Source organism: Macellibacteroides sp. (genome assembly GCF_050251695.1).
Taxonomy (GTDB): domain Bacteria; phylum Bacteroidota; class Bacteroidia; order Bacteroidales; family Tannerellaceae; genus Macellibacteroides; species Macellibacteroides fermentans.
Map to the genome: position 1 here is coordinate 36,597 of NZ_JBFWMI010000019.1, position 6,323 is coordinate 42,919.

The following is a 6,323-nucleotide window of genomic DNA, read 5'->3' on the forward strand; positions in this document are numbered from 1 at the left end:
TCAAATTTATTGAAAGCCTCTTTTTTTGATTCGTAAATGAGTATTATTTTCCTGTTTTATCGTTTGTATAGTATACCTACTAACAGATTCATACTAACATGAACAGACGTAATTTTATACATGCTTGCGGTATTTCCATCGCTTCATCATGCTTGCTAAATCAGCAATTGCTTGCAACCGAAGCACCTCTGTCATCAAAATGTAAACCTATCATCGGATCGTGGTTTGAATTTAATCACCACAATCCGGCCGAGGGTAAATACTGGGATCCAACCTTAAGAAGTTTCACATCAGCACAGTGGCGCGAAAAAATCAGAGAGATACGCGAAGCAGGAATGGAATATCTGGTGCTGCTCTCGGTGGCCGATAAAGGGAAAACCTTTTACCCGTCGCAATTGCAACCCCGTCATGATTTTGAATGTCCGGATCCGTTAGAGGCCGTATTGTCGGCTGCCGACGAGTTTGGGGTCAAGTTCTTTGTAAGTAACGACTTTTGGGGAGATTCGGGCGATATGTATAAACTGATGACGAGCAAGGAGGTGGTCAGCATTAGAGAGAAGGGGATGGAAGAGGTTGCCGGGAAATACGGTCACCACCCAAGCTTTTACGGATGGTATTACCCAAATGAGACCGGATTGTCTGAAAACATTGATGAGGCCACCATCCACTATGTAAACTCCTGCTCACGTAAAGCCAGGGAGTTGATGCCCCGCTGTGTTAACCTGATAGCCCCCTATGGCACCAAGTTTGTAAAAGCCGATGCAAATTTTGCCCGCCAACTCGAACGCCTGGATATCGATATCATAGCCTACCAAGATGAAGTAGGCGTTTTGAAAACAGATGCAGGATCGGCCGGACGGTATTTCGAAGCGCTGCAGAAAGTGCATGCCAGCGTTGGCCGGGCCAGACTATGGGCCGATGTTGAAGTGTTTCAATTTGAAGGTCCTGTTTACAAGAGTGCCTTGCTTCCGGCTTCCTTCCAAAGGATACGTACACAGTTGGAAGACGTCTCTCCGTACGTCGAGAATATCCTGATTTATCAATACATCGGAATGATGAATAAACCCGGAACCACCGCTTTTGCAGGTCATCCCACATCGACCGAACTATATACCGACTATATCGACTGGCTGAATAAAAACAAATAGATTAAAGGGCCGGAGGGGGAGTGGCTTCAATATACTCCGGCTCCTCCTCTTCAATAAACAAACTGTCTGAATTCAGGAAATCGATGGAATCGTTTTCGGCTGGTCTTACCGACATACATTCATACTGTTTGTTGATGGGCTTTGTAGGCTTGGGGAACTTGGCCCGATATTTTTCCAGGTTATTATCAGCCAATACCTTTTCCATAAACAGACCGAATATAGGAAGGGCCGTCTTACTGCCTTCACCCAATTTGCCGGTACGGAAATGGATACTGCGATGTTCGCCACCTACCCAGGCACCACCTACCAGATTCGGACTCACACCCACAAACCAGGCATCCGAGTGGTTGGACGATGTACCAGTTTTTCCTCCAAACTCTGTATTCTGGCGGAAAATATCGTAGGTCCACAAATTCTGAGAAGTAGCATTGTATTCTGTAAGTCCTGCACGCAGCAACTGAGTCATCAGGAAAGCAGTCTCGTAACTGATGGCTTGTTTATCCACCTGCTTGTGTTGATACAAAAGATTGCCGTCGTGGTCTTCTATGCGGGTTACCAATACCGGATCGTGTGTTTTGCCATCATTTACAACCGTACAATACGAGTTTACCAACTCCAGCAGTGAAACATCAGACGATCCCAAACCTACGGAAGGAATCTTGTTGAGAGGCGTTTTAATTCCCATGGCATGGGCAGTCTTGACAACCTCTTCCACCCCCACTTCCTGAGTCAGCTTTACGGCGATGGTATTGATAGAGCGAGCAAAAGCCGCTTTTAAGGAAAGATTTTCACCCGTATATTCGCCGTTGGCATTACGCGGAACCCATTTCACCATTTCACCTTTATCCATCACATCCCAGCTAATATAATTATCCGGACGTGTATCACAGGGAGACATACCCTTTTCGATGGCTGTAGTATATACAAAAAGTTTGAAAGTAGAACCTGGCTGACGTTTTGAAAGCACCTTGTCGTATTTCCAGGTTTCAAAGTTAATGTCGCCCACCCAAGCCTTTACGAATCCTGTCTGAGGTTCCATGGCTACAAAGCCTGTGTGCATGAAACGCTCCATGTAACGGATCGAATCCATGGCACTGAAGGTGGTGTCTTTTACTCCTGTCTTGTAATCGAACACTTTGAGGCGACGAGGTTCATTCATATAGTAATTTACCGAGTCGGCCTGATTGTTGTATTTCTGAACCAGGTATTTGTACAGTTGGGTCTTTTTGGCAATGTCCTCTACAAAGCCAACAATTTCCTGGTGATTCTCGTCTCTCCAGGGGTTTTCTTTACCCCAGTGGTTGTTAAAGTTCTGCTGAACAACACGCATTTGCTTATCTACCGCCTCTTCGGCATATTTCTGCATACGTGTATCCAGCGTAGTATAAATCTTTAATCCGTCCGAATAAAGATCTATCTCGTTGTCTTTACACCATTTTTCCAGCGAACGAGCAACCGCTTCCCTGAAATAAAGAGCCTCTCCATCGTAATTGCTTTCAACATTATAATTCAGCTTGATGGGTATCTGTTTGATCGAATCAAGTTGAGCCGCAGTAATGATACCCTGATTCTTCATATTCTCGAGCACCACGTTGCGGCGTTTCAGACTGTTTTTTGGATTTACGCGCGGATTGTAAGTAGTTGTAGCCTTAAGCAAACCTACCAGCGTGGCCGATTGTTCGATTGTAAGATCCTTGGGAGAAATTTTAAAGTATGTTTTACAAGCCGTTTTTATCCCATAAGCGTTACTGCCAAAATCTACCGTATTAAGGTACATGGTAAGAATTTCTTTCTTGTCGTAAAACATTTCAATCTTTACAGCCGTAATCCATTCTTTGGATTTGGCAATAAGCAACCGCAATCCGGGTATCTGTCCCAATACCCCTCTCGAATACTGCGAACGAACCTTGAACATGTTTTTTACCAACTGCTGCGTAATGGTACTTGCACCACGTGCACGTCCCTGTGTCATGTCCTTAACCGCTGCAAACAACCCCTGGAAGTCAATCCCGAAGTGTTCGTAAAAGCGCTCATCTTCAGTAGCTATAAGCGTTTTTATCAGGATGGGAGAGATCTCTTCATATTCCACCGGTGTACGGTTTTCGCGGAAATACTTACCGATCGCTTTCCCGTCGGCACTATAGATAACGGAAGCTACGCTCTGATTGGGGTTACTGATACTTGAAAGACTGGGTGATTTACCGAATAGCCATAAGAAATTAATATCTACCATTACCAGATAGATAAAGAACAATACGATAAACGCTGCGCCCGAAAGTAATATTTTTTTGTACCAGGGAGATTGTTGGAAGATGGTTTTGCCCTTCACATAACCTGCTTTACAGCGGGTTAAAACGAATTGGAAGATGCTTTTACCACGAGAAACCCATTCACTGCTTTTGGAGTTAATCATGTATTTGTAATACTAATGTAAATAAATTCTGACTAATAATTAAAATCCCTGTTGTCAACGACACATCTAATTCGGGTGCAAAATTACGACAATAGTTTGATATTGAATGCGGGAAGTAGAAAATTCTTTTGTCCCTTTTAATAAAAAAACAGAGACCTCCCGCCGGGAAGGTCTCTATTCTTCAATTTTAAACTTAAATACTTGAATTATAGCTTCTTTAATCCTTTTACAGATGCGTTGTCTGTTGCCTCAACAATGCTGATGGCATATCCACCGCCCGGTGCAGCCTTAAGCTGTAAAACTGATTTGCTTGTTACCACTCCTTTGCGGATGGTATAGGCCTGGGGATTGGTTTCGTAGTGTGCATCTTTAGCATCGCTGTAAATTGTGGCAATGTACTTTTTACCAGCATCCAGAAAATCAAGCTTTAACGTTGAGGCATGTCCGTTCTCGTCGCTGGTATTACCCACAAACCAGGAGGATGAACCCTTTGCTTTGCGGGCTACAGTGATGTAATCGCCTGGCTCGGCTTCCAGATACTTGCTTTCGTCCCAATCGATTGCCACATCCTTAATAAACTGGAAGGCATCCAGATATTGGTTGTAATGTTCGGGCAGATCGGCAGCCATTTGCAGCGGACTATACATGGTTACGTAAAGAGCAAGCTGACGGGCAAGAGTAGAATGCACGAACGAATTATTGTCCGGATTGATTTTATTTACCTGCGTAACAAAAATACCGGGAGTATAATCCATCGGACCACCCATTAAACGGGTGAATGGCAGAATAGTTGTATGGTCTGCGTTGTTACCACCAAATGCCTCATATTCGGTACCACGGGCCGATTCGTTTCCAATCAGGTTAGGGTAGGTGCGGCAAAGTCCTGTCGGGCGGACCGCTTCGTGCGCATTTACCATAATTTTATATTCGGCCGCTTTTGTTACAGCATACAGGTAATGGTTAACCAACCACTGACCGTAATGATATTCACCCCGGGGAATCATATCTCCTACATAACCACTTTTTACCGAGTTATATCCGTTGTCTACCATAAATTGGTATGCTTTATCCATATGACGTTCGTAATTCCGTACAGAACCCGATGTTTCGTGGTGCATCATCAGTTTCACCCCTTTGGAAGCTGCATAGCGGTTCAGTTCCTTTACATCAAAATCAGGATAAGGAGTTACAAAATCGAATACATAATCCTTGGTCTTTCCAAACCAGTCTTCCCAACCTTCGTTCCAACCCTCTACCAATACGGCATCGAATCCGTGAAGGGCAGCAAAATCAATATATTCCTTCACTTTTGTATTATTGGCAGCATGCTTACCATTGGGCTTGGTTTTAGAGTAATCGGTCACACCCAATTTAACAGAAGGTAAATCCGTATAGGCCCAGGTACTTTTACCCGTAATCATTTCCCACCAAACGCCGATATACTTTACCGGTTTGATCCACGATGTATCTTCGTACTTGGTTGGCTCGTTCAGATTAAGAATCATTTTGGATGCCAGTATATCACGTGCGTCGTCACTTACGATTACAGTACGCCAGGGCGACTGACAGGGAGTCTGCATATATCCTTTATCTCCGATAGCATCCGGAGTTAACCACGATTCAAAAATAAAATTCTTATCATCCAGATTCAAGTGCATACATGAATAATCAATCAATGCCGCTTCATGAATGTTGATGTACAGGCCCTCTTTGCTTTTCATCATCAGCGAAGTCTGTACTCCGGTGGGAGAAAACGGTGTCTGCGATGAATTTGGAGTAATTGCCTCATCCATCAATCCCCTGATTTCCGATAAATTGGAAGTCATCGTACTATACTCCTGGGTATCATAATCGCCCGGAAGCCAGAATGCCTTATGGTCGCCTGTCATGGCAAACTGCGTTTTTTCCTCCTTGATTGTAAAATAGTTCAGGTTTTCTTGTTGAGGGAACTCATAACGAAAACCAATCCCGTCGTTAAACACCCTGAAGCGGATCAAAATATGTCTGCTTGTTGAAGGTTGGGTGAGGGTGACTGCCAGTTCGTTGTAGTTGTTGCGGATGGTTTTTACTTCTCCCCAAACAGGATTCCAGCTTTCATCGAACGATGCCGTTTCTGTTTTTGTAAGTTCAAACCCGTCCGTAAGATTCTTGCCATCTTTAAGTTCAAGACCAAGCTTACTCTCTTTAACGACTGCCTGGTTTTTGTAGTCCAGTCGATAAACAGGTACTCCGTTCTTGAGCTCTACGTTTAGTACCATCGCTCCGTTGGGAGATTTGACGGTCTCAGCACTCAGCAAACCTGCCGAGAACAATAAAACTGTAGCTAATAAAATTTGTTTCATGGTGATAATTTAAAATCTTTATGGTGCAAATGAAACACTAAAACACCAGATACAAACCAGTTGCAGGCCGAATGATAGCAAGTTTGTCATGCAAACGATTTCGGAAACAGGCAAAAACAGGTTATCAGTCGTATATTATCCACAAATAAAAACTGTTTTTGACGAAAACATCTGTCATCTGCCATTTTTTCGAGCTATCTGGTTTATGATCAGATAAGTAGGTTATGACAGATCCCTGTTTTCATCTCTCACGGATCTGTCATCTGTCATAATCTGATTTTTATGCCTTTTGTAAGTTAATTTAGATACCGGCATATAAGTTGGAACATAGTATACAACTAATTGTTTCATCGTTATAAACAATTTTCTTCTGTTATATGAATTATTCGTTTGTCATATGTTGAATGCAAGTTATCCATA

General features: G+C 43.2%; 3 protein-coding genes. 1 reads left to right on the forward strand and 2 read right to left on the reverse strand.

What is annotated here, in order from left to right:
* Nucleotides 1-98 precede the first annotated feature (98 nt).
* On the forward strand, nt 99-1,148 hold the full coding sequence (locus AB7E53_RS04805) for a DUF4434 domain-containing protein (RefSeq protein ID WP_446774469.1): 1,050 nt from the start codon (nt 99-101) through the stop codon (nt 1,146-1,148).
* 1 nt (nt 1,149) lies between these two features.
* Here AB7E53_RS04805 and AB7E53_RS04810 read toward each other — a convergent pair whose 3' ends face one another.
* Nucleotides 1,150-3,561 carry a transglycosylase domain-containing protein gene (locus tag AB7E53_RS04810; RefSeq protein WP_446774471.1) on the reverse strand — a complete coding sequence of 804 codons (2,412 nt, stop codon included), beginning with the start codon at nt 3,559-3,561 and terminating at the stop codon, nt 1,150-1,152.
* Between the two features lie 206 nt (nt 3,562-3,767).
* Complete coding sequence (locus AB7E53_RS04815) at nt 3,768-5,912, reverse strand: glycoside hydrolase family 97 protein (RefSeq protein WP_446774473.1); 2,145 nt, start codon at nt 5,910-5,912, stop codon at nt 3,768-3,770.
* Nucleotides 5,913-6,323: the final 411 nt, after the last annotated feature.